This is a genomic window from Pseudomonas sp. GNP014 (assembly GCF_054344005.1).
Map to the genome: position 1 here is coordinate 40,446 of NZ_JBTGUS010000001.1, position 22,235 is coordinate 62,680.

Here is a 22,235-nt window from a genome sequence, read left to right on the forward strand (position 1 = left end):
GGCAGAGCTACGCCGACGTGCGATACCGTGTTGAACTCAGGTTTTGAAACAGATCAAAAGCCCCTCACCCTAGCCCTCTCCCGGAGGGAGAGGGGACTGATCGAGGTGTTTGGCAGGGCTACGTCGACGTGAAACACCGAGTCGAACTCAGATTCTGAAACAAATCAAAAGCCCCTCACCCTAGCCCTCTCCCGGAGGGAGAGGGGACTGATCGAGGTGTTTGGCAGGGCTACGCCGACCTGAAATACCGGGTCGAACGCAGATTCTGAAACAGATCAAAAGCCCCTCACCCTAGCCCTCTCCCGGAGGGAGAGGGGACTGACCGTGGTGTTTGCGGGAGGTACGCCGACGTGCAATACCTCGTTGAATTTGGATCTTGAAAAGCACACAAATCGGCTCCCTCTCCCTCGGGAGAGGGCTGGGCGGGCGGCGTTCCGATGAGGGGCAGCTCCACCACAAATCCAAAGCCGAGCACGCTGTGGCTCTTCACCACTCAACAGGATGAGCGTTAGCTCGGCTGCGGCTTTTGATCTGTAAGGCGACATCGGAAGGCTGAGTGGAGGGATTGATCCGGGCGTGGGAGCGCAGCGACCGTTTGGCGCAGCCAAACACAGCGAGAGGAGGTGCAGCGAAGCAAACCGGAGGCGCTGCGCCCGAATCGGTCCCGGAGCGAAGGAACCCCGAGCCCCAGCGAGCGGGCCGCACGTAGGAGCAAGCCTTTTTGGTTACTTTTTCGGCGTCTGGAAAAAGTGACCCGCCGTAAGGGCGGAACCGTAATCAGCCACACCCGCAGCAACGGATATACACACAGAGAAAACTGACAGCGCCGACAGCTAGCCGTCACCCTCCTGACCCCAAAACAAGTTTATAAAGACCCTAACCCTGCCCAAACTCCGTCCGGCGCCCACCCCGCATGCGAATCCAAAAGAACAAAGCCCTGCTAGCCCTAGTGATCGTCCTGGCCGCCGCAGGCACATGGTGGGCAATCAAACCCGCCCCGACCAAACTCGCCACCCCCACCGCCATCCCCGTGCGAGTGATCGCGGTCAGCGAAAAAGACGTCCCCCGCTACACCAGCGGCATCGGCTCGGTACTCTCGCTCCACAGCGTGGTCGTGCGCCCGCAAGTCGACGGCATCCTCACCAAAATCCTCGTCAAAGAAGGCCAACTCGTCAAAGCAGGCGACCTGCTGGCCACCATCGACGACCGCTCCATCCGCGCCAGCCTCGACCAGGCCCGCGCGCAACTGGGCGAAAGCCAGGCGCAACTGCAAGTCGCCCTGGTCAACCTCAAACGCTACAAATTGCTCAGCGTCGACGACGGCGTCTCCAAGCAGACCTACGATCAGCAACAAGCCCTGGTCAACCAACTGAAAGCCACCGCCCAAGGCAATCAGGCTTCGATCGACGCGGCGCAGGTACAACTGTCCTACACACAGATTCGCTCCCCGGTCACCGGTCGCGTCGGTATACGTACCGTCGACGAAGGCAACTTCCTGCGCATGACCGATGCCCAAGGCCTGTTCACCGTGACCCAGATCGACCCGATCGCCGTGGAGTTCTCCCTGCCCCAGCAAATGCTGCCGACCCTGCAAGGCCTGATCAACGACCCGCAACACGCCCCGGTCAAGGCCTACATCGGCGCCGACACCGACGGCGAAACCGGCAACCTGCTCGGCGAAGGCCACCTGACCCTGATCGACAACCAGATCAACGCCAACACCGGCACCATCCGCGCCAAGGCCGAGTTCGACAACGCCAGCCAGAAGCTCTGGCCCGGCCTGCTGGTGACGGTAAAAATTCAGACAGCCCTCGACAAAGATGCGCTGGTGGTCCCGCCCACCGTCGTACAACGTGGGCTCGATCAACACTTCGTCTACCGGGTGAACGGCGACAAGGTCGAAGTCGTACAAGTGCAGATGGTTTATCAGGGCAGCGGCCAGGACATCATCAAAGGCGTGAAGGCCGGTGACGTGCTGGTGACCGACGGCCAGTCGCGGCTCAAACCTGGTTCCACGGTGCAGGTCATGAGCGAGCCGCCACAGGTGGTGCAAGCGGAGCCGAAACCATGAAGGAGCACAAAGGCATCTCCACGTGGTGCATCGACCACCCGGTCGCGACGATTCTGCTGACGATTGCCTTGGTGTTGGTCGGCGCGATTGCCTTCCCGCGCTTGCCGATTGCCCCACTGCCGGAAGCGGAATTTCCGACGATTCAAGTTTCGGCCAAGTTACCCGGCGCCAGCCCCGACACCATGGCCTCGTCCGTGGCTACGCCGCTGGAGGTGCAATTCAGCGCCATTCCCGGCATGACCCAGATGACCTCCAGCAGTGCCCTCGGCTCCAGCCTGCTGACCCTGCAATTCACCCTCGACAAGAGCATCGACACCGCCGCGCAAGAAGTCCAGGCGGCGATCAACACCGCCGCCGGCAAACTGCCCAAGGACATGCCGACGCTGCCGACCTGGAAGAAGGTCAACCCCGCCGACAGCCCGGTGCTGATCCTCAGCGTCAGCTCGACGCAGATGCCCGGCACCGAACTCAGCGACCTGGTGGAAACCCTGCTGTCGCGTCAGATCAGTCAGATCGACGGTGTAGGCCAAATCAACATCACCGGCCAGCAACGTCCGGCAATCCGCGTCCAAGCCTCAGCCGACAAACTGGCGGCGATCGGCCTGACCCTCGCCGACATTCGTCTGGCGATCCAGCAGACCAGCCTCAACCTGGCCAAAGGTGCGCTGTATGGCGAGTCGAGTATTTCCACGCTGTCGACCAACGACCAGTTGTTCCAGCCCGAGGAATACCGCCAGCTCATCGTTTCCTATAAGGACGGCGCCCCGGTTCACCTAAGAGATGTCGCTAACGTTATCAACGGTTCGGAAGATGACTATGTGCAAGCGTGGGCCGGCGATCAACCGGGGGTAAACCTGGTGATCTCGCGCCAGCCCGGCGCCAACATTGTGGAAACCGTTGACCGCATTCAAGCCGCCCTGCCCGGCCTCGAAGCCATGTTGCCGGCCTCGGTGCAGGTGAAAACCCTGATCGACCGCACCCAGACCATTCGTGCCTCGCTGCATGAAGTCGAGATCACCCTGTTGATCGCGATCCTGCTCGTGGTGGCGGTGATGGCGCTGTTCCTGCGCCAGTTGTCGGCGACGATGATTGTGTCGGCGGTACTCGGCGTGTCGCTGACCGCCAGTTTCGCCCTCATGTACCTGTTGGGCTTCAGCCTGAACAACCTGACGCTGGTGGCGATCGTCGTCGCGGTCGGCTTCGTGGTCGACGATGCGATTGTGGTGGTGGAAAACATCCACCGACATCTGGAGGCCGGCGACGACATGCGCGAAGCGGCGATCAAGGGCGCCGGCGAGATCGGATTCACCGTGGTGTCGATCAGCTTTTCGCTGGTGGCGGCGTTCATTCCGCTGCTGTTCATGGGCGGCGTGGTCGGACGACTGTTCAAGGAATTCGCCCTGACGGCGACCTCGACCATCATGATTTCCGTGGTGGTGTCGCTGACCCTGGCGCCAACGCTGGCGGCGCTGTTCATGCGTAAACCGGCGCATCACGCCAGCGATAAACCGGGCTTCAGCGAACGCCTGCTCGGCTGGTATGAGAAAGGCCTGCGCCGCGCCCTCGCCCATCAGAAACTGATGATTGGTGTGTTTGGCCTGTCGCTGGCGATGGCGATTGGCGGTTACATCTTTATCCCCAAGGGTTTCTTCCCGGTGCAGGACACCGGTTTCGTCCTCGGCACCACCGAAGCCGCGGCGGATATCTCCTACGGCGACATGGTGAAAAAACACCTGGCGATGGCCGAAATCGTCGCCGCCGACCCGGCCGTGCAAGCGTTTTCCCACTCGGTGGGTGTGTCCGGCAGCAACCAGACCATCGCCAACGGGCGCTTCTGGATTGCTTTGAAAAAACGCGGCGACCGTGATGTCTCGGCCAGTCAGTTCATCGACCGGATTCGTCCGCAACTGATGAAAGTCCCCGGCATCGTCCTCTATCTGCGCGCCGGCCAGGACATCAACCTCAGCTCCGGCCCGAGCCGCGCACAGTATCAATACGTGCTCAAGAGCAACGACGGCGCAACCCTCGCGACATGGACCCAGCGCCTGACCGAAAAACTGCGCAGCAACCCGGCGTTCCGCGACATCTCCAACGACTTGCAATTGGGCGGCAGCATCACCCACATCAGCATCGACCGCAGCGCCGCCGCACGTTTCGGCCTGACTGCGAGCGATGTCGACGAGGCGCTGTACGATGCCTTCGGCCAACGGCAGATCAATGAGTTCCAGACCCAGGTCAACCAGTACAACGTGATTCTGGAGCTGGACACCAAACAACGTGGCAAGGCCGAAAGCCTCAATTACTTTTACCTGCGCTCGCCGTTGAGTGGCGAGATGGTGCCGCTGTCGGCGCTGGCCAAATTCGACGCGCCGACCATCGGTCCGCTGTCGATTGCCCACGACGGCATGTTCCCCGCCGCCAACCTGTCGTTCAACCTCGCGCCCGGCGTGGCACTGGGTGATGCGGTGATCCTGCTCGATCAGGCCAAGGCCGAGATCGGCATGCCGACGGCGATCAGCGGCAATTTCCAGGGCGCGGCGCAGGCGTTCCAGAGTTCGCTGGCCAGTCAGCCGTGGCTGATTCTTGCGGCGCTGGTGGCGGTGTACATCATTCTCGGCGTGCTTTATGAGAGCTTCGTGCATCCACTGACGATCATCTCGACGCTGCCGGCGGCAGGTTTGGGTGCGGTGATCATGCTGTGGATCTGCGGCCAGGACTTTTCGATCATGGCGTTGATCGGGCTGGTGTTGCTGATCGGTATCGTCAAGAAGAACGGCATTCTGATGATCGACTTTGCCCTTGAAGCGCAGCGTAATCGAGGGCTGTCGCCGCAGGAGGCGATTTTCGAGGCGTGCATCACGCGGTTCCGGCCGATCATCATGACCACCCTCGCCGCCCTGCTCGGCGCCCTGCCGCTGATGCTCGGCTATGGCACCGGCGCCGAACTGCGCCAGCCGCTGGGGATCGCCGTGGTCGGCGGGTTGCTGGTCAGCCAGATGCTGACGCTGTTCACCACGCCGGTCATATACTTGTGGCTTGAGCGGCTGTTTCACCGCCCCAAACCAGTACCCACGGCGGCACTGGCGACCACAGACTGAGGCAGGGTCATGCGCGTTCTGATTATCGAAGACGAGGAAAAAACCGCGGATTATCTGCACCGCGGTCTGACGGAACAGGGTTACACCGTGGATCTGGCCCGCGACGGCGTCGAAGGCCTGCACCTGGCGCTGGAAGGCGACTACGCGGTGATTGTCCTCGACGTGATGTTGCCGGGCCTGGATGGCTTCGGTGTGCTGCGCGCGTTGCGGGCGCGCAAGCAGACGCCAGTGATCATGCTCACCGCCCGCGAACGGGTCGAAGACCGGATCAAAGGCCTGCGCGACGGCGCCGACGATTACCTCGGCAAGCCGTTTTCCTTCCTCGAACTGGTGGCGCGCCTGCAAGCGCTGACCCGGCGCAGCGGCGGCCATGAACCGGTGCAGGTGAGCATCGCCGACCTGTGGATAGATTTGATCAGCCGCAAGGCCACTCGGGCCGGTACCCGGCTGGATCTGACCGCCAAAGAGTTCTCGCTGTTGAGCGTCCTCGCCCGCCGCCAGGGTGAAATCCTCTCGAAAACCGCGATTGCCGAGATGGTCTGGGACATCAATTTCGACAGCGATGCCAACGTCGTCGAAGTCGCGATCAAACGCCTGCGCGCCAAGCTCGACGGGCCGTTCGACGAGAAACTGCTGCACACCATTCGCGGCATGGGTTATGTGCTGGAGAGCCGCGGTGTCCAGTAACTCGATTGCCCTGCGTTTAAGCGGCATGTTTACGCTGGTGGCGCTGCTGGTGTTTCTGTTGATCGGCGGCGCGTTGTATCAGCAGGTCGACAAGGGCCTCGGCCTGCTGCCGGAAGCCGAACTGGACGCACGTTACAGCGTGCTCGAGTCGGCGCTCAATCGCTACGGCACGCCGGAACACTGGGTGAAGATCAACGCCAAGCTGAAGCTGCTGGGCGAAGAGGACAAACGCATTCGGTTCTGGGTGGTGAGTGGTGATCCGGGCTACGAATATGGTCAGCCGGATGCGCTGATCCGCGCCTTCGCCAAAGGCCCGACGGGCATGCATGACCTGCAGTTGCCCGATCATCCCTATCCGCTGAAAGTGCTGCTCACCGAACTGCCGGCCAAGGATCAGCGTCCGCCGCTGCGCTTCATGATCGGCATCGACACCGAGACCTTCCACGAGACCCAGCACAACCTGCTGATCGCCCTGATCGGCCTGGCGATTGCCGGGGTGTTGATGGCTTCCGCGCTGGGTTACTGGGTGGCGCACATCGGCCTCAAACCGCTGATCAAACTGTCTCAGGAGGCGCAACGACTGGCGCCGCCACTGCGGGCCGGGCGCTTGCGGATGTCGCCGTTGCCGCCGGAGCTTGAGCAGTTTGTCGACTCGTTCAACTCGACGCTGGAACGGGTCGAACAAGCCTATTCGCGGCTGGAATCGTTCAACGCCGACGTGGCCCATGAACTGCGCTCACCGCTGACCAACCTGATCGGCCAGACCCAGGTCGCACTGACCCGCGGGCGCTCTGCCGAGCATTATTTCGAGGTGCTGCAATCCAATCTTGAAGAGCTGGAACGGCTGCGTTCGATCATCAACGACATGCTGTTTCTGGCCAGCGCCGACCAGGGCAGCAAGGCGACCAGGCTCACCGAAGCTTCGCTGGCCGATGAAGTGGCGACCACGCTGGAGTACCTGGATTTCATCCTCGAAGACGCGCAAGTACAGGTACACGTGAGTGGCGATGCGCAGGTGCGGATCGAGATCGCGCATTTGCGTCGGGCGTTGATCAATCTGTTGAGCAACGCGGTGCAGCACACCGGGCCGGGCCAGGTGATCGAAGTGCACATCGAGGTGGAAGAGCACCAGGTGAGCATCGGCGTGGCCAACCCCGGATCGCCGATTGCCAGCGAGCATTTGCCGCGCCTGTTCGAGCGCTTCTACCGAGTGGATGCGTCGCGCAGCAACAGCGGCAACAACCATGGTTTGGGGCTGGCGATCGTCAAGGCGATTGCGCTGATGCATGGCGGGGATGTGTTTGTGCGCAGCGATCGAGGGATGAATACCTTCGGGATTTATCTGCCGGTCTGAAAAGCCCCTCACCCTAACCCTCTCCCAGAGGGAGAGGGGACTGACCGCGCTGTTGTTCCGAAATACACCGACCTGAAATAGCCAGTCGAACTCAGGCTTTGAAAAGCATGGAGACCTGCTCCCTTTCCCCCTCGCCTACTTGGGACTGACCGCGTTGTTGTTCCGAAATACGCCGACCTGAAATAGCCAGTCGAACTCCGGCTTTGAAAAGCATGGAGATCTACTCCCTTTCCCCCTCGCCCACTTGGGACTGACCGCGTTGTTGTTACGAAATACACCGACCTGAAATAACCAGTCGAACTCAGGCTTTGAAAAGCATGGAGATCTGCTCCCTTTCCTCCTCGCCCCCTTGGGACTGACCGCACTGTTCTTCCAAAGTACGCCGACCTGAAATAGCCAGTCGCACTCAGGCTTTGAAAAGCATGGAGGTCTGCTCCCTTTCCCCCTCGCCCACTTGGGACTGACCGCGTTGTTGTTCCGAAATACACCGACCTGAAATAACCAGTCGCACTCAGGCTTTGAAAAGCATGGAGATCTGCTCCCTTTCCCCCTCGCCCACTTGGGACTGACCGCGTTGTTATTCCGAAGTACGCCGACCTGAAATAGCCAGCCGAACTCAGGCTTTGAAAAGCATGGAGACCTGCTCCCTTTCCCCCTCGCCCCCTTGGGACTGACCGCACTGTTCTCCCAAAGTACGCCGACCTGAAATAGCCAGTCGCACTCAGGCTTTGAAAAGCATGGAGATCTGCTCCCTTTCCCCCTCGCCCCCTTGGGGGAGAGGGCTGGGGTGAGGGGGTGACTTTTGCTTCTGATGTAACAGTCATTTATGAAAATCACGCTGTTTCCCAACGCCCGGCAACCTTATCTTTGCCCGCACCAAACAGCACTTGCCAAGCAAGAAGGTTTTCAAGATGTCCAACAGTATGGGTATTGCCAGCGCTTTCGTTTTGTCCTCGTTGATCCTGTCGCCGATGGCGATGGCTGAAGAATCGCAGTCGTTCGTAGCGCAGAATGCCGCTCGCGCTCACGCGTTCGAACAGTCTCAGGCAGAAGTGATGGCCAAATCGCAAGACGCCACACAAGCCCCGCAGGCCGCCGCTTCCCAGGCTAAAGCGTCCGAGAAGGACAGCTGAGTCGCGCGCCGTTCCAACGTTTCCCTCGACGCGGTTGTTTGGCTCTTCCCGTTCAACCGTCGTCATTCCAGGCCGCTGATGTTCAGCGGCCTTTTTTCGTTGTGGTCTGAAAGCCATCCGGTTCGTCTGTAACAACAAGAAACATCCAGCCCCTCAAGACATTGAGGGGTCAGTTGACCCAAGGAGCTTTACCGCAAGTGCGTTACCCAGTCCGCTATACCCCGTTATTCATTGCAATCGCCGCAACGATTGCTCCCGCCGCCCAGGCCGACGAAGCGGCCAAAGCGGGTTTCGTTGAAGGCGCGAGCCTCAACCTCAACGCCCGTAACTACTACATGAATCGCAACCGTCTGCAGCAGACGGACGACAACATCGAGTGGGGCCAGGGATTTCTCGGGATCTTCCAGTCGGGTTACACCGAAGGCACCGTCGGCTTCGGCATCGACGCTCACGCCATGCTCGGGCTGAAGCTCGATGGCGGTGGCGGCACGGAGGGTTCGAGCATCCTCCCGGTGAGCGATGGCAACGGCAAGGCACCGGGCGCGTTCTCGACTGCCGGCGGCACCCTGAAAATGCGTGCGTTCGATACCGAGTTGAAGGCCGGCGACCTGTTCCTCACCAACCCGGTGATCGCCGGTGGTGACAGCCGCATGCTGCCGCAGACCTTCCGTGGCGTCAGCCTGACCAACCACAGCTTCGACGGCTGGATGTTCGAGGGTGGCCAGGCCAGTTTCACCAAGCCTTACAACCAGAGCGGTCGCCAGCGCATCGGCACCTCGTACGGCCAACTCGCCGACGGTGACGAAAGCCGCCATCTGAACTGGACCGGGGTTTCCTGGAGCGGCGTCGAAGGCCTGACCAGCAATCTGTACGCCGCCGAGCTGAAGGACATCTGGAACCAGTACTACTACGATCTCGACTACACCTGGACGCTTAACGATCTGGTCAGCCTCAACCCGGGCCTGCACTTCTATCACACGCAGGACACCGGCGACGCATTGCTGGGTGACATCGACAACAACACCTACAGCCTGCATTTCACCGTCGGCATCGGCAGCCACAGCGTCACGGCCGCTTACCAACGGGTCAACGGCAACACGCCGTTCGACTACATCAGCCAGGGTGACAGCGTTTACCTCGATAACTCCCAGCAGTACTCGGACTTCAATGGTCCGAACGAGCGCTCGTGGAAGCTCAAGTACGCGTATGACTTCGCTGGTCTCGGCATGCCGGGCCTGACCTCGGCGGTGTCCTACTCGCGCGGTACCGTGGACCTGACCAAGGTCGACCCGGCCAGCAAAGGTTACGCCTCGTGGTACAGCGCCGACGGTCGCAACGCCAAGCACTGGGAGCGCGACATCGACCTGAAATACTTGGTGCAGAGCGGCCAGGCCAAAGACCTCGCGATACGCCTGCAATGGGCGACCAACCGTGGCGGCAACGGCTACGGCGCGATCGACACTGACACAGATGAATACCGTGTCATCATCGACTACCCGATCAACGTCTTCTAAGATCATCCCAAAGTCAGGCGCGACTCGCACAGATCCTGTGGCGAGGCCGCTTGCTCCCGCTGGACTGCGCAGCAGGCCCCTCCGCAAAAAGAGGGGTCGCTACGCGGCCCAACGGGAGCAAGCGCCCTCGCCACAGTCGATTCAGTGTTTGTGCAACTACGCTAACAAGATCTCCTCAACCGACAGCCCCCACCATGATCGCGAACCGTACCTCACCTGCGGGCAAGACCGGACGCCCCGAATTGCTGCTGATCTGCGGCAGTTCACTGACGGTGATCGCGATTCTGTGCATCGTCACTTTTCTACTGATTCGCGAGCACGCCAGCGCTCAGGAAACGGCCACCCGCAGCGCAACCACCATCGCGCAGTTGATCGACGCCGACGTGCTGCGCACGGTCGAACTCTACGACCTGACCCTGCAAGGCCTGATCGCGGCCGCCCAACGCGATGACTTGCACGACGTCACCCCGCAGATCCGCCATCTGGCGCTGTTCGACCGTTCCACGGCGGCTCGCTTCAAGGGCGACATCCTGTTGCTCGACAAGCACGGCGATGTGGTCGCCGACTCTTCACGGATAGTGCCCAAGCCGGGCAACTTTGCCGACCGCGAGTACTTCCTCGCCCATGCCTTAAACCGCGACACCGGTATGTTCATCAGTCGTCCATTCAAAACCCGCTGCGATTGCGACGAGGCCAACCAGTGGCGCATCAGCTTCAGTCGGCGGATTTCCTCGGACACCGGCGAGTTCGTCGGCGTGGCGGTGGCGTCGATGAAGCTCGACTACTTCGATCAGTTGTTCAACAGCCTCGATATCGGCAAAGACAGCACGCTGAACATCATCAACAGCGACGGCGTCCTGTTGGCGCAGAAGCCGTATCTGCAAAGCGACTCCATCGGCAAGAGTTTCGGCAACCGACCAAACGTGATGCGGATACTGGGCGACAAGGACGGCAATGGCAGTTTCACCAGCACCTCGAGCATGGACCATCAGCAACGCCTCTACACCTATTCGCGGGTCGGCAATCTGCCCCTGACGGTGATGGTCGCGCTGTCCAGCGATGAAGTGTTCGGCACCTGGCGCCGTACCGCGATACTGATCAGTGGTGCCACCGGCGTGCTCTGCGCCGGATTACTCTGGTTGACCTGGCTGCTCGCCCGGGAGCTGCGTTTGCGCCAGCGCGCCGAGCGCGAGCTGGCGCAACTGGCCGCGACCGATGCACTGACCGGCGTGGCCAACCGGCGCATGCTCGATCAGTCGTTGCGCCACGAGTGGTTCCGCGCCCAGCGTTCAGGCCAGCCGTTGTCGGTGATGATGATCGATGCCGATCACTTCAAGGCGTTCAATGACCGGCATGGCCATCAGGCCGGCGACCGGGCGCTGAAGACGCTGGCCAAGGTCATCACCGAAAATGTGCGGCGACCGGCGGATCTGGTGGCGCGCTATGGCGGCGAGGAGTTTTCAGTGATTCTGGCCGAGACCGATGGCCATGGCGCACAGCAGATTGCCGAGCATATTCGTCAGGCGGTGGAGCAGTTGCCGTTGGTCGACGGCGCGGAGTGGCCGATGACCGTGAGCATTGGCATCGCGACGTGGACGGCGGCGAAGGAAATGACGCTGGAGCAGCTGTTGTTTGCGGCGGACAAGGCGCTGTATCAGGCCAAGGAAGGTGGGCGCAATCGGGTGGTGGTGGCTACCTGAAAGGTCTGTGGCGATTGCACCGGCGCCTTCGCGAGCAAGCTCGCTCCCACATTTGAAGTGCATTCCCCTGTGGGAGCGAGCTTGCTCGCGAAGAGGCCAGATCAGGCACTAGAGAAACCACAGGCATAAAAAAAGGCCATCCGAGGATGGCCTTCAAAAAACTAGAGAGGTTTTTTACTTACACTGCCGCAACCGGGCGCATGTAAGAGATCGGTGCGGTACTGGCGTCTTCGAACGTCACCACTTCCCAAGCATCTGTCTGCTCAATCAACTTGCGCAGCAACTGGTTGTTCAGTGCATGACCGGACTTGAAGCCTTTGAACTCACCAATCAGGCTGTTACCCAGCAGGTACAGATCGCCAATGGCATCGAGGATCTTGTGCTTCACGAATTCGTCTTCATAGCGAAGACCGTCTTCGTTCAGTACGCCATCGGCATCGACCACGATTGCGTTTTCAACGCTGCCGCCGAGTGCGAGGTTGTGCTTGCGCAGGTACTCGATATCACTCATGAAACCAAAGGTACGGGCGCGGCTGACTTCTTTTACGAACGAAGTGCTGGAAAAATCCACGCTTGCACTTTGGGTGCGGTCCCGGAATACCGGGTGATCGAAATCGATCTCGAAGCTCACCTTGAACCCTTCGAAAGGGACGAAAGTGGCGCGCTTGTCGCCGTCTTCCACTGTCACTTCACGCAGGATGCGGATGAATTTCTTGGCGGCGTCCTGTTCTTCCAGGCCAGCCGATTGAATCAGGAATACGAAAGGTCCAGCGCTGCCATCCATGATCGGGACTTCGGACGCGGAGAGCTCGACGTAGGCGTTATCGATGCCCAGGCCAGCCATGGCCGAGAGCAAGTGCTCTACCGTGTCCACTTTGACGTCGCCGTTAATCAGCGTCGTCGACATAGTGGTTTCACCGACGTTTTCCGCGCGGGCAGGTATCTGCACCACAGGGTCGAGGTCAGCGCGACAAAACACAATGCCAGTGTCGACAGGCGCAGGCTTGAGGGTCAGATAGACCTTCTCACCGGAGTGCAGGCCTACACCTGTGGCACGGATAATATTTTTCAGTGTGCGTTGTTTAATCATGGCTTGGGCCGCTTCAGCGCAAATTGCGAACTGGTATCAACAAAGGCTGGCGATGATAGCAGACCGAGCCTTTGCTGAACACCAATCACCTTCATAGCCCTGATACATTCCATCAATCAGCCTGACGACGCAGGAAAGCCGGGATGTCCAGGTAGTCCAGGTCATCTTGCGGATTCATCTTCGCGGCAGCCGCAGCACCGGCCTGAGCCTGGTTGCGCATGACGGTCGGACGGTCCAGATCACGGTAGTTCACCGCGGGTGCTTCCTGACGGGTCGGAGCCGGTTGTTGCACTTGAGCAGCCGCCATCGAAGTGTGAACGGTGTTGTCGATGACCTTCACAGGCTTCTCGATTTTCGCGCCCAGACCGGTGGCAACCACGGTAACGTGCAGTTCGTCGCGCATGTCCGGATCGATCACGGTACCGACCTTGACCATCGCGTGCTCAGAAGCGAAGGCTTCGATGATGCTACCCACGTCGGAGTACTCACCCAGGGACAGGTCAGGACCGGCGGTGATGTTCACCAGGATGCCGCGCGCGCCTTGCAGGTTCACGTCTTCCAGCAGCGGGTTGCGGATCGCCGCTTCAGTGGCTTCACGTGCACGGTTCGGACCGCTGGCGCAGCCAGTGCCCATCATCGCCATGCCCATTTCGCTCATCACGGTACGCACGTCGGCGAAGTCGACGTTGATCATGCCCGGACGCTTGATGATGTCGGAGATACCGCGAACGGCACCGGCCAGTACATCGTCTGCCTTGGCGAAAGCCGACAGCAGGCTTGCGTCTTTACCGAGGATGGTCAGCAGCTTCTCGTTGGGAATGGTGATCAACGAGTCGACGCTTTCGGAGAGCATGCGGATGCCTTCATCGGCGATCTGCATACGCTTGCGGCCTTCGAACGGGAACGGACGCGTTACGACAGCAACGGTCAGAATGCCCATTTCCTTGGCCACTTCGGCGATGATCGGCGCAGCACCGGTACCGGTACCGCCACCCATGCCGGTGGTGATGAACACCATGTTGGTGCCCTGCAGGACTTCGGCAATGCGCTCACGGTCTTCCAGAGCGGCCTGACGACCTACTTCAGGGTTGGCACCAGCGCCCAGCCCTTTGGTCACGCCGGTGCCCAGTTGCAGGATGGTCCGCGCGCCGATGTTTTTCAGCGCTTGAGCATCGGTGTTGGCGCAGATGAACTCAACGCCTTCGATGTTGCTCTTGACCATGTGGTTGACAGCGTTGCCGCCGCCACCGCCAACACCGATAACTTTGATTACCGGGCTTGCGGGGATGTTGTCTACGAGTTCGAACATTTTCCCTCTCCTTACATTCTCTAGTTTTTTCGCCTACTGCTGTTTGTTGCGGTGCATCTACTGCTATTGCTTGCCGCTTGAAGCTTGACGCTCCGAGCTGCTTTTAAAAGTTGCCTTGAACCCACTTCTTCAATCGGTCCAGCAACGGCGCCTGTGGCTCTTCGTTGCTGTAGCTGTCGCGGCTGCCGATGCCGGAGAACGAAACCCCGTCGGACTGCTTTTGCAGGCCGTACATCAACAAACCCACGCCAGTGGAATAAATCGGGTTGCGCACCACGTCATCCAGGCCCTTGACGCCATGCGGCACGCCGAGGCGGACCGGCATGTGGAAGATTTCTTCGGCCAGTTCGGTGGCGCCTTCCATCTTCGACGTGCCGCCGGTCAGGACGATGCCCGCCGGGATCAGGTCTTCGTAGCCGCTGCGACGCAGCTCGGCCTGGATCAGGGTGAACAGTTCGTCGTAACGCGGCTCGACCACTTCGGCCAGAGCCTGACGCGACAGTTCACGCGGTGGACGGTCGCCGACGCTCGGCACCTTGATGGTTTCACCGGCACCGGCCAGTTTGGCCAGGGCGCAGGCGTAGCGGATCTTGATTTCTTCGGCGTACTGGGTCGGGGTGCGCAACGCCATGGCGATGTCGTTGGTCACCTGATCACCGGCAATCGGGATCACTGCGGTGTGGCGGATCGCGCCTTCGGTGAAGATCGCGATGTCGGTGGTGCCGCCGCCGATGTCGACCAGGCACACGCCCAGCTCTTTTTCGTCATCGGTCAGCACCGAGTAGGCCGAGGCCAGTTGCTCGAGAATGATGTCGTCGATTTCCAGACCGCAGCGACGCACGCATTTTTCAATGTTCTGTGCGGCGTTGACGGCGCAGGTGACCACGTGAACCTTGGCTTCCAGACGGACGCCGGACATGCCCAGAGGCTCGCGGACGCCTTCCTGGTTGTCGATCACGTAATCCTGCGGCAGGGTGTGCAGCACGCGCTGGTCAGCCGGGATCGCCACGGCCTGGGCGGCGTCGAGTACACGCTCGAGGTCAGCGGAGCTCACTTCGCGATCACGAATCGCGACGATGCCGTGGGAGTTCAGGCTGCGAATGTGATTGCCCGCCACGCCGACGAACGCCGAGTGAATGCGGCAGCCCGCCATCAGTTGGGCTTCTTCGATCGCGCGCTGGATCGATTGCACGGTGGACTCGATATTCACCACCACGCCCTTCTTCAGGCCGCGGGACGGGTGAGTACCGATACCGACGATTTCCAGCGTGCCGTCGTCCGCGACCTCGCCTACCAGCGCCACCACTTTGGAGGTGCCGATATCCAGACCGACGATCATTTTGCCGCTTTGCACGTTTGCCATGGGTCCTGCCTCTTCTTAATTCTTTGCGACAGCGGGTTGGGCTGTCGTCGGCGCTACAGGTTCCCGCCAGCCAACGGCGAGGCCGTTGGCGTAGCGCAGATCGATGCGCGCAATGTTCGTAATCTGGTCTTTAAGCGTCTTGTCATAGATGGCAATGAAGCGGCGCATCTTTTCCACCAGGTTGCCGCGTCCCAGCAGCAACTCGATGCCGGGGCCGGAACTGCCGGCACCGGTGGTCAGGAACCAGCTCCCGCGTTCACGCAGTTCCAGGCGTGCAATCGAGAAGCCCAACGGCCGCAGCATCTGGCTCAGCACCTGGTATTGCTGCATCACTTGCTGTTGGGCCCGTTGTGGACCGAACAGCTGCGGCAGGTGTTCGTAGTTCGCCAGTTCCTTGGGCGTAAACGCCTGGCCCTGGTTGTTCAGCAGCGACTCGTCGCCCCAACGGGCCACGGGCAGTTGCTCTTCGAGGCGGATCACCACCTGATCGGGCCATACCCGGCGCACTTCGGCGTGGGCAATCCACGGCATCTGCTCAAGCTCGGTGCGCATACCGGCCAGGTCGATGGTGAAGAAGCTCGACGCCACGTACGGGGCGATTCGCTGCTGCACCGCTTGCTGGCTGATGTAGCTCAGGTCGCCCTGCACGGCGATCTTGGTGATTGGCCGGTCGGCGTACGGCAGTAACCGCTGCGCGCCTTCGTAAGTGCCAAACCCCAGGACCACCAGCAGCACCGGCCAGAACAGGCTTTTCAGAAAACCGAAGTTGGCTTTCGGCAGGCGCGCAGACATCGGCTCTTTGGCCACCATTCGGCTGGCACCCCGCGGCACCGGCTTACGGCCGGGTGCGGGTGACTGATGTCTGAGCTGAGCGCCTTGCATCGTCTTAACCTCTAGCGTCTTCAACACTGGCGGCCAGAATGGCCAGAACCAGTTGCTGGAAATCCAGACCGGCCGCACGGGCAGCCATCGGCACCAGACTGTGGTCGGTCATGCCCGGAGCGGTGTTCACTTCGAGAAACCAGAACTGCCCGTCGGCGTCCTGCATCACGTCCGCCCTGCCCCAACCGGCAATACCCAGCGCCTCACAGGCCTTGGCCGTGAGATCCATGAGTTCCTTTTCCTTGGCGGCATCCAGCCCGCACGGAATGCGGTACTGGGTATCGTTGGCGATGTACTTGGCGTCGTAGTCGTAGAACGTGTGCGGTGTACCCAGGGCAATAGGAGGCAACACCTGGTCACGCAGGGTGGCGATGGTGAACTCCGGACCTTGAATCCATTGTTCGACCAAGACTTGCGAATCGTAGGTACTGGCCGCTTTCCATGCGTCGATCAACTCGGACGCAGAACTCACTTTGGCCATCCCGATACTTGAACCTTCATGCGCCGGTTTGACGATCAAAGGGAAGCCCAGTTCCGTCGCCGCCGAAATACAATCGGCTTCGCTGCACAGCACGGCGTGACGCGGCGTCGGAATCCCGAGGCTATGCCAGACCTGCTTGGTGCGCAGTTTGTCCATCGCCAGGGCCGAGGCCAGAATGCCGCTGCCGGTGTACGGAATGCCCGCCACTTCGAGCAGGCCCTGCATCGATCCATCTTCACCGCCACGGCCGTGAAGAATGATGAAGGCGCGGTCGATCTTTTCGCTGAGCAGACGTTGCAGAATGTCGGCGCCAACGTCGATGCCGAACGCGTCCACCCCGGCGCTCTGCAGCGCTTCGAGCACAGCATTACCGGACTTCAGCGAAACCTCACGCTCGGCACTCAGGCCACCGAACAGCACGGCGACACGGCCGAAGTCTTTCGGCGCGATAGTGGAGAACAGGTTGGCGTAGGCAGCAGTCATTTCAACTTCCCCTCGACCGACGCGGCCACGGCGCCGGCGAACAATTCACTTTTCAACAGCTTCGGCGCGAGTCCGCCGATATCACCTGCGCCCTGGCACAGCAGGATGTCGCCGGCACGCAGCAGCGGCTTGACCAGCGGCGCCAGATCGACGCCACGCTCGATGTAGATCGGGTCGAGCTGACCGCGCTGGCGGATGCTGTTGCACAGTTTGCGGCTGTCGGCACCCGGAATCGGCTCTTCGCCGGCCGGATAGACTTCCATCAGCAGCAGCACGTTGGCGTCGGCCAGGACATTGACGAAATCGTCGTACAGGTCGCGGGTGCGGCTGTAGCGGTGTGGCTGGTAGACCATCACCAGACGGCGCTCCGGCCAGCCACCGCGCACGGCCTTGATCACCGCGGCGACTTCGGTCGGGTGGTGACCGTAGTCGTCGACCAGCATCACGTTGCCGCCGTCCACTGGCAGTTCGCCGTAGACCTGGAAACGTCGGCCCACGCCCTGGAACCCGGACAGGCCCTGGACGATGGCTTCATCGCTGACGCCTTCGTCGGTGGCGATGCAGATGGTCGCCAGCGAGTTGAGTACGTTGTGGTTGCCCGGCATGTTCACCGAGACTTCCAGTGGCTCACGATCCGGTCGCAGCACGGTGAAGAACGTCTGCATGCCTTGCTGGCGCACATTGATCGCGCGTACGTCGGCGTCTTCGCTGAAGCCGTAGGTCACGGTCGGACGTTTGACCTGCGGCAGGATTTCCCGCACCACCGGATCGTCCAGGCACATCACCGCCAGACCGTAGAACGGCAGGTTGTGCAGGAATTCGACGAAGGTTTTCTTCAGTTTGTTGAAGTCACCGTCGTAGGTCGCCATGTGGTCGGCGTCGATGTTGGTCACCACTGCCACCAGCGGTTGCAGGTGCAGGAAGCTCGCATCGCTTTCATCGGCTTCGGCGATCAGGTACCGGCTGGTGCCCAGCTGGGCATTGGTGCCCGCCGCGTTCAGACGACCACCGATGACGAACGTCGGGTCCAGGCCACCGGCGGCGAACACCGAAGCGATCAGGCTGGTGGTGGTGGTTTTGCCGTGCGTACCGGCGACGGCGATGCCGTGGCGATAGCGCATCAGTTCGGCGAGCATTTCGGCACGCGGAACCACCGGAATGCGACGCTCGAGGGCGGTCGCCACTTCCGGGTTGGAGGTGTTCACAGCACTCGAGACCACCAGCACATCGGCAGTCGCGGCGTTCTCGGCACGGTGGCCGATAAAGATGTGCGCACCGAACGATTCCAGGCGCTCGGTCACCGGCGAGGCTTTCAGGTCGGAACCGGACACTTCATAGCCCAGGTTCAGCAACACTTCGGCGATGCCGCACATGCCCACGCCGCCGATACCGACGAAGTGGATGCGTCGGATGCGGCGCATTTCCGGTTGTGGCATGGCTTTCTGATTCTCAACCATGAGCCACCTCCAGACAGGTGTCGACCACGCTACGGGTGGCATCGGGTTTCGCCAGACGGCGGGCCGCTCGGGCCATTTCTTCAAGTCGTTGCGGTTGCATCAAGACCTCTGTCAGGCGCGCGGCAAGGTCTGCGGCGCCAGTCGTTCTTTGCGGCATCAGGAAGGCAGCGCCTTCGCGGGCCAAATAATCGGCGTTGCGGGTCTGGTGATCGTCGATTGCGTGGGGCAAGGGCACCAGCATCGACGGCAGACCGGCGGCAGCCAGCTCACTGATGGTCAACGCGCCTGCGCGGCACACCACCAGGTCAGCCCAGCCATAGGCCTGGGCCATGTCTTTGATGAACGGCTGCACCTGCGCGTCCACGCCGGCGGCGCGGTAGCGCTCTGCAGTCACTTCATCGTGGTTTTTGCCGGCCTGATGAAACACTTCCGGGCGCAAATCGGCAGCGACTTGGGCCAGGGCTTCAGGCAGCAACTTGTTCAACGGTTCTGCGCCCAGGCTACCGCCAAGGATCAGCAAACGCGCTTTGCGGCCGGCCAGGGCAGGTCGCAATGTTTCGAGGAACAGCTCGCTGCGCACCGGGTTTCCGGTGGTACGGCGGGTGTCCGACAGAGTAAATGTGTCGGGGAACGCTTCACACACCCGGGCGGCGAACGGCACCAGCAACCGATTGGCGGTGCCGGCCACGGCGTTCTGCTCGTGAACGATCACCGGCACACCGGCCAGTTTCGCGGCAAGACCGCCTGGACCGGTCACATAACCACCGAAGCCGACGACACACACCGGCTTCAGCCGACGAATGATTGCCCGCGCCTGCCACACCGATTTGAGCAGCATGAACGGCGCCTTGAGCAGCGACAGCTTGCCCTTGCCACGCAAACCGGTGGCATGGATGAGGTGCAGTTCCAGGCCGGCCGCCGGGACCAGATCGTTTTCGATCCCGCGTGGTGTGCCGAGCCAGTGCACGGTGTAGCCGCGTGCCTGAAACTCGCGGGCACAGGCCAGCGCCGGGAACACGTGGCCGCCGGTGCCGCCGGCCATGATCAATACGTTAGCGCCCATGGTTCGGCTCCTCGGCGAAGTCGCTCTCATGGAATTCCATCTCTTCACTGCCCAGGTGGGTTCGACTCTCCCACTCGATCCTCAGCAACAAGCCAAGGCAGGCGCAGCAGATCACCAGGGAGCTGCCGCCATAACTGAGGAACGGCAAGGTCAGGCCTTTGGTCGGCAGCAGGCCGACGTTCACCCCGATGTTGATCAGGAACTGACCAATCCACAGGAACGACAGACCGTAAGCCACATAAGCGGCGAAGAACTGTTTGGCTTTCTCGGCCCACAGGCCGATGTACATGCCGCGAATACATACGAACACGAACAGCGCCACGGTGCACAGCGAACCGACCGCGCCCAGCTCTTCGGCCAGTACCGAGAACACGAAGTCGGTGTGTGCTTCAGGCAGGTAGAACTGTTTCTGCACGCTGTTGCCAAGGCCGACGCCCAGCCACTCACCGCGACCGAAAGCGATCAACGCCTGCGACAACTGATAGCCGGCGCCGAACTGGTCGGCCCACGGGTCGGCGAAGTTGGTCAGACGCGCCATCCGGTACGGCTGCATTTGAATCAGCAGGACCACGGCGCCGACCGCCAACACCACCATCAGCGAGAAGCGGAACAACCCGACCCCGCCGAGGAACAGCATGGCTGCCGCCGCCCCCATCATCACGACGGTGGCACCGAAGTCCGGTTCCATCAGCAACAGGCCGGCCATTGGCAGCAGCACGATGAATGGCTTGAAGAAGCCCATCCAGCTTTCGCGCACTTCTTTCTGACGACGTACCAGATAACCGGCGAGGTAGATCACCACAAACACCTTGGCGATCTCGGAGGGCTGAACGTTGAAGAAGCTGAAACCGATCCAGCGCATCGACCCGTTCACTTCACGGCCGATCCCCGGGACGATCACCATCACCAGCAGACCGAATGCGCCGATCAGCATCATCCAGCCCAGACGCTGCCAGGTGGCGATCGGAATCATCATGGTCACGATGCAGGCACCCAGGCCCAGCGCCACGTAGATCAGGTGGCGAATCATGTAGTACAGCGCGCTGCCCGATTGCGCCGCCGCCACTTCGGTGGACGCCGAGGCAATCATGATCAGGCCCAGGCCCAGCAGCGCCAGGCAACCGGCGAGCATCGGGAAATCGAGGTCGATGCCACGCCCGGTGATGATCGGCGACGGGTACGGCTTGATGATATTGCGCAGACTCATACCAGATCCTCCACGGCGCGGACGAACTGGTGACCACGGTCTTCGTAATTCTTGAACATGTCGAAACTGGCGCAGGCTGGCGACAGCAGCACCACGTCACCCGGTTGGGCGACCGCACGGCATTGCTCGACGGCTTCGACCAGCGAACCGGCGTGAATCAGCGGCACGGCGTCGCCAATGGCTTCGCCGATCTTGTCAGAGTCGCGGCCCATCAGGATTACGGCGCGGCAGTTGGCCGCTACCGGATCGCGCAGATCGTTGAATTCGGCACCCTTGCCATCGCCACCGGCAATCAGAATGACCTTGCCGGCGATGTCCGCACCGAGGCCTTCGATGGCGGCCAGAGCGGCGCCAACGTTGGTCGCTTTGGAATCGTTGTAGTACGCCACGCCATCGAGATCACGCACCCATTGGCAGCGATGTTCGAGGCCAGCGAAAGTGCGCAGTGCCGAGAGCATCGCATCGAACGGCAGGCCCACCGCATGGCCGAGCGCCAGTGCCGCGAGGGCGTTGGACTGGTTGTGCGCGCCACGAATCTTCAGCTCGCGCACCGGCATCAGGTTCTGGAATTCGAAGGCCAGATACTTCTCGCCGTCTTCTTCGCGGATACCGAAAGCCTTGAAGTCCGGTTTGGTCAGGCCGAAGGTCCAGCAAGGCTGGCCCTCGCCCATCAGCGGACGGCTCAGCGCATCCTGACGGTTGACCACGAACTGCTTCGCGCCGCGGAAGATCCGGTGTTTGGCCAGGTGATACGCCGGCAGGCCGCTGTAGCGGTCCATGTGGTCTTCGCTGATGTTCAGCACGGTGGCCACTTCGGCGTTGAGCTGGTCGGTGGTTTCCAGCTGAAAACTCGACAGTTCCATCACGTACAGCTCGACGTCGTCGCTGAGCAGATCCAGCGCCGGAGTGCCGAGGTTGCCGCCGACCGCAACGCGCTTGCCCGCCGCTGCCGCCATCTCGCCGACCAGGGTGGTGACGGTGCTTTTCGCGTTGGAACCGCTGATGGCCACGATCGGCGCCTGCGCGTTACGCGCGAACAGCTCGATGTCGCCGGACAGTTTCACGCCTCGCGCTGCAGCGGCTTGCAGGGCCGGGGTCGCCAGCGCCAGGCCGGGGCTCACGTAGAGCTCGTCGGCACGGCACAGGAATTCCACGTCCAGCTCGCCACAACGCACTTCCACGTGCGGATAGTCACGCTTGAGCGTGGCCAGTTCCGGTGGATTCTCCCGCGTATCGGCCACAGCAAACGCCACGCCCCGGTTCGCCAGGAAGCGAACCAGGGACATGCCGCTCTTGCCGAGGCCGACAACGATGCGGAAGTGGTCAGAAGCGATCAGAGACAC

16 protein-coding genes are annotated in these 22,235 nt (G+C 61.3%); 7 read left to right on the plus strand and 9 right to left on the minus strand.

All coding sequences use genetic code 11. The features are described from left to right. The first annotated feature begins 913 nt into the window (after nt 1-913). The 7 genes from ACXX9E_RS00210 (at nt 914) to ACXX9E_RS00240 (ending at nt 11,557) form a co-directional block, all read left to right on the plus strand. Nucleotides 914-2,071: an efflux RND transporter periplasmic adaptor subunit gene (locus tag ACXX9E_RS00210; RefSeq protein WP_267805066.1), complete on the plus strand. Its 1,158-nt coding sequence runs from the start codon at nt 914-916 to the stop codon at nt 2,069-2,071. Then, a complete protein-coding gene (locus ACXX9E_RS00215; RefSeq protein WP_186748520.1) occupies nt 2,068-5,169 on the plus strand; it encodes a multidrug efflux RND transporter permease subunit in 3,102 nt (1,033 codons plus the stop codon). The genes ACXX9E_RS00210 and ACXX9E_RS00215 overlap by 4 nt, the downstream gene beginning before the upstream one ends. A 9-nt stretch (nt 5,170-5,178) precedes the next feature. Further along, nucleotides 5,179-5,856, plus strand: coding sequence for a heavy metal response regulator transcription factor (locus ACXX9E_RS00220; RefSeq protein WP_025109277.1), 678 nt, complete (start codon nt 5,179-5,181; stop codon nt 5,854-5,856). Continuing rightward, nucleotides 5,846-7,210, plus strand: coding sequence for a heavy metal sensor histidine kinase (locus tag ACXX9E_RS00225; RefSeq protein ID WP_186748519.1), 1,365 nt, complete (start codon nt 5,846-5,848; stop codon nt 7,208-7,210). Before ACXX9E_RS00220 ends, ACXX9E_RS00225 begins: the two co-directional genes overlap by 11 nt. A 911-nt stretch (nt 7,211-8,121) precedes the next feature. Then, nucleotides 8,122-8,343, plus strand: a complete 222-nt coding sequence (locus ACXX9E_RS00230) for a hypothetical protein (protein WP_123463160.1) — start codon at nt 8,122-8,124, stop codon at nt 8,341-8,343. Nucleotides 8,344-8,540: 197 nt separating this feature from the next. Continuing rightward, nucleotides 8,541-9,857: an OprD family porin gene (locus ACXX9E_RS00235; RefSeq protein ID WP_458554904.1), complete on the plus strand. Its 1,317-nt coding sequence runs from the start codon at nt 8,541-8,543 to the stop codon at nt 9,855-9,857. A 194-nt stretch (nt 9,858-10,051) separates the two neighbouring features. Continuing rightward, the gene (locus ACXX9E_RS00240; protein ID WP_458554905.1) at nt 10,052-11,557 is read left to right on the plus strand and encodes a sensor domain-containing diguanylate cyclase; all 1,506 of its coding nucleotides are present in this window, start codon (nt 10,052-10,054) and stop codon (nt 11,555-11,557) included. A 178-nt stretch (nt 11,558-11,735) separates the two neighbouring features. On the opposite strand, the gene lpxC is transcribed toward ACXX9E_RS00240, so the two are convergent. From lpxC to murD, 9 genes are all read right to left on the minus strand, one after another. Then, complete coding sequence (gene lpxC / locus ACXX9E_RS00245; protein ID WP_007916984.1) at nt 11,736-12,647, minus strand: UDP-3-O-acyl-N-acetylglucosamine deacetylase; 912 nt, start codon at nt 12,645-12,647, stop codon at nt 11,736-11,738. 112 nt (nt 12,648-12,759) lie between these two features. After that, nucleotides 12,760-13,956, minus strand: coding sequence for a cell division protein FtsZ (ftsZ, locus tag ACXX9E_RS00250; RefSeq protein WP_123463154.1), 1,197 nt, complete (start codon nt 13,954-13,956; stop codon nt 12,760-12,762). 103 nt (nt 13,957-14,059) lie between these two features. Then, nucleotides 14,060-15,319: a cell division protein FtsA gene (ftsA, locus tag ACXX9E_RS00255; protein WP_123463152.1), complete on the minus strand. Its 1,260-nt coding sequence runs from the start codon at nt 15,317-15,319 to the stop codon at nt 14,060-14,062. 15 nt (nt 15,320-15,334) lie between these two features. Beyond that, nucleotides 15,335-16,201 (minus strand): cell division protein FtsQ/DivIB, encoded by an 867-nt coding sequence (locus tag ACXX9E_RS00260; protein ID WP_123463150.1) that lies wholly within the window; start codon nt 16,199-16,201, stop codon nt 15,335-15,337. Between the two features lie 4 nt (nt 16,202-16,205). Further along, a complete protein-coding gene (locus ACXX9E_RS00265) occupies nt 16,206-17,165 on the minus strand; it encodes a D-alanine--D-alanine ligase (RefSeq protein WP_128615092.1) in 960 nt (319 codons plus the stop codon). Continuing rightward, entirely contained in the window at nt 17,162-18,622 is a 1,461-nt protein-coding gene (gene murC, locus ACXX9E_RS00270) for a UDP-N-acetylmuramate--L-alanine ligase (protein ID WP_123463146.1), read from the minus strand. Before murC ends, ACXX9E_RS00265 begins: the two co-directional genes overlap by 4 nt. Beyond that, nucleotides 18,615-19,685: an undecaprenyldiphospho-muramoylpentapeptide beta-N-acetylglucosaminyltransferase gene (gene murG, locus ACXX9E_RS00275; RefSeq protein WP_458554906.1), complete on the minus strand. Its 1,071-nt coding sequence runs from the start codon at nt 19,683-19,685 to the stop codon at nt 18,615-18,617. The genes murC and murG overlap by 8 nt, the downstream gene beginning before the upstream one ends. Further along, the gene (gene ftsW, locus ACXX9E_RS00280) at nt 19,675-20,892 is read right to left on the minus strand and encodes a putative lipid II flippase FtsW (RefSeq protein WP_047296416.1); all 1,218 of its coding nucleotides are present in this window, start codon (nt 20,890-20,892) and stop codon (nt 19,675-19,677) included. Before ftsW ends, murG begins: the two co-directional genes overlap by 11 nt. Beyond that, the gene (gene murD / locus ACXX9E_RS00285) at nt 20,889-22,235 is read right to left on the minus strand and encodes a UDP-N-acetylmuramoyl-L-alanine--D-glutamate ligase (RefSeq protein WP_186748491.1); all 1,347 of its coding nucleotides are present in this window, start codon (nt 22,233-22,235) and stop codon (nt 20,889-20,891) included. The genes ftsW and murD overlap by 4 nt, the downstream gene beginning before the upstream one ends.

What these genes read in the sequence shown, in the direction of transcription:
- ACXX9E_RS00210 (WP_267805066.1), top strand. Translation starts at nt 914, where the DNA reads ATGCGAATCCAAAAGAACAAAGCCCTGCTAGCCCTAGTGATCGTCCTG.
- ACXX9E_RS00215 (WP_186748520.1), top strand. Translation starts at nt 2,068, where the DNA reads ATGAAGGAGCACAAAGGCATCTCCACGTGGTGCATCGACCACCCGGTC.
- ACXX9E_RS00220 (WP_025109277.1), top strand. Translation starts at nt 5,179, where the DNA reads ATGCGCGTTCTGATTATCGAAGACGAGGAAAAAACCGCGGATTATCTG.
- ACXX9E_RS00230 (WP_123463160.1), top strand. Translation starts at nt 8,122, where the DNA reads ATGTCCAACAGTATGGGTATTGCCAGCGCTTTCGTTTTGTCCTCGTTG.
- ACXX9E_RS00240 (WP_458554905.1), top strand. Translation starts at nt 10,052, where the DNA reads ATGATCGCGAACCGTACCTCACCTGCGGGCAAGACCGGACGCCCCGAA.
- lpxC (WP_007916984.1), bottom strand. Translation starts at nt 12,647, where the DNA reads ATGATTAAACAACGCACACTGAAAAATATTATCCGTGCCACAGGTGTA.
- ftsZ (WP_123463154.1), bottom strand. Translation starts at nt 13,956, where the DNA reads ATGTTCGAACTCGTAGACAACATCCCCGCAAGCCCGGTAATCAAAGTT.
- ftsA (WP_123463152.1), bottom strand. Translation starts at nt 15,319, where the DNA reads ATGGCAAACGTGCAAAGCGGCAAAATGATCGTCGGTCTGGATATCGGC.
- ACXX9E_RS00260 (WP_123463150.1), bottom strand. Translation starts at nt 16,201, where the DNA reads ATGCAAGGCGCTCAGCTCAGACATCAGTCACCCGCACCCGGCCGTAAG.
- ACXX9E_RS00265 (WP_128615092.1), bottom strand. Translation starts at nt 17,165, where the DNA reads ATGACTGCTGCCTACGCCAACCTGTTCTCCACTATCGCGCCGAAAGAC.
- murC (WP_123463146.1), bottom strand. Translation starts at nt 18,622, where the DNA reads ATGGTTGAGAATCAGAAAGCCATGCCACAACCGGAAATGCGCCGCATC.
- murG (WP_458554906.1), bottom strand. Translation starts at nt 19,685, where the DNA reads ATGGGCGCTAACGTATTGATCATGGCCGGCGGCACCGGCGGCCACGTG.
- ftsW (WP_047296416.1), bottom strand. Translation starts at nt 20,892, where the DNA reads ATGAGTCTGCGCAATATCATCAAGCCGTACCCGTCGCCGATCATCACC.